At 66.7% G+C, this 1,753-nt stretch carries 1 protein-coding gene; it reads right to left on the minus strand.

Features of this window, described 5'->3' with window-relative positions:
* Window positions 1-15: 15 nt before the first annotated feature.
* Window positions 16-1,698: an ISAzo13 family transposase gene (locus ACFCY7_RS40455; RefSeq protein ID WP_376491079.1), complete on the minus strand. Its 1,683-nt coding sequence runs from the start codon at window positions 1,696-1,698 to the stop codon at window positions 16-18.
* Window positions 1,699-1,753 lie beyond the last annotated feature (55 nt).

The following is a 1,753-nucleotide window of genomic DNA, read 5'->3' on the forward strand; positions in this document are numbered from 1 at the left end:
AGGGCTTGCCGGGAATCAACACGTCGGTTTGATCTTGATTTTGTCGGAGTTGAGGAACCTGGCGATGTCTTCCCGTGTGCGGAATCGGGCTGTTGAGGCGGGGAGGTGGACACCATGGGCTTCCAGGAGTGGGCGGACGTCTTTCGCTGCGCGGCTGATGGTCATGGCGGTGGTGTTGAAGAGCTGACCCAGGAGGTCCAGGGTCGCGAGTTTTCGCAGGTGGAGCACTGTGACCAGGACCCGGTCGGCTGAGGTGAGTTTGGCTTTGGCACCTGCGCCAGGGGCCACCAGGCGCTCGTGACCTCGACGTGTGCGGAGCATTTGCTCGCGTTGAACCTCCATCGCTGGAGTCATCAGGTCGATGAGTTCGCTGAGCTGCCGGCGGGTCATCCCGGTCAGTTCCGGGTCCTGGAGCGAGTGCCGCGTGAGGCGAGTCGGTCTGTCCGTCGGGGCCTCGTCAGGTGTGCTGCCGGTGGTCGCAGCGTCTGTCGGATGCTGGGGGTGGAGGGTGTAGTTCCAGTCGCCGTGGAAGCGATGGCGGGTGATGGGCAGGGCGGCGATCTCGTCGTCGCTGATGCGGATGCCGGTGGGGTACTCGCCGCTGTCGAGTTCGGCATGCACGGTGAGGCCGGTGCGGCTGGTGGTCGCGGCGATGGTTTGGAGCATGACTTCGTGGCTGGTCAGGGGTCTGCCTCGCCAGTTCATGGTGATGTGGGAGAACAGCCGGTGCTCGATCTTGTTCCACTTCGAGGTGCCGGGCGGAAGGTGACACACCGTGATCTCAAGGCCGGTCTCGGCAGCGAGGTCGGCGAGCTGGGTCTTCCAGCCGCGGGTGCGGTAGCCGTTGGAGCCCCCGCCATCGGCGGTGATCAGCAGCCGACGGGCGCGGGGGTAGTCGTGTCGGCCGCGGGCCTGCCACCAGCGCCGGATCGAGGCGACGGCGAACGCCGCGGTGTCGTGATCGGTGCCGATGCTGACCCAGCCGGTGTTCGCCGCCGTGTCATAGATTCCGTACGGAATCGCCTTCTCGGCCTGGCCGGGGAAGTCGTGTGTCTTGACCCTCACAGGCTGCCCTGCGGGCTGCCATTCGTGCCCGGCGTTTTTGTAGTCGCCGATCAGTTCCTTCTTCTTGCTGTCCACGCTGATCACCGGGTCACCGGCGTCCCTGTGGTCTCGTGCCTGCTCGTTGAGGTAGCGGAACTGGGCGTCCCTGTCGGGGTGCTGGGCACCTTCGATGGTCTTGGCGTTGGCCTGCAGACTGAAGCCTTCCTCCCGCAGCAGGCCGGCGACCGTGTCGGCGGAGACCCGGTGGCCCTGCCGGGTCAGCGCCGCTGCCAGCTTCCGGGTCGACTTCGTCGTCCAGCGCAGCGGTGACATGGGATCGCCCCGCTCGTCGGGCTCGACCAGCGCAAGCAGCGCCGGCCGCAGCCCCGGATCAAGGTCCACAGCCCTCTTCCGGCCCCCACCAGAACGACGGACCCGCCCCACCAGAACCTGACCAGACTCCACTTCAGCCGCACCGCGCGAGACCGTGCCCTCTCGAACCCCGGCCGCGGCAGCGACGAGCCTGATCCCACCATGCCCCAGCGACAGCGCTTCCGCCCCTATGGCCAGCCGACGCTGCCGCTCGTCCAGATGCGGCAACAACGCCTGGAACTTCACCGCCAGGACGTCCTCGATCCCCTCCGCTCTCCCCATACCAGAACAACGAGTCCCACAGCCGGAAGCCACGACTTGTTTCCCGGCAAGCCCT

Source organism: Streptomyces sp. NPDC056361 (assembly GCF_042262805.1).
Lineage (GTDB): Bacteria > Actinomycetota > Actinomycetes > Streptomycetales > Streptomycetaceae > Streptomyces.

Bases quoted from the DNA above. Each gene is read 5' to 3' on its own strand.
- ACFCY7_RS40455 (WP_376491079.1), bottom strand. From the start codon at position 1,698: ATGGGGAGAGCGGAGGGGATCGAGGACGTCCTGGCGGTGAAGTTCCAG.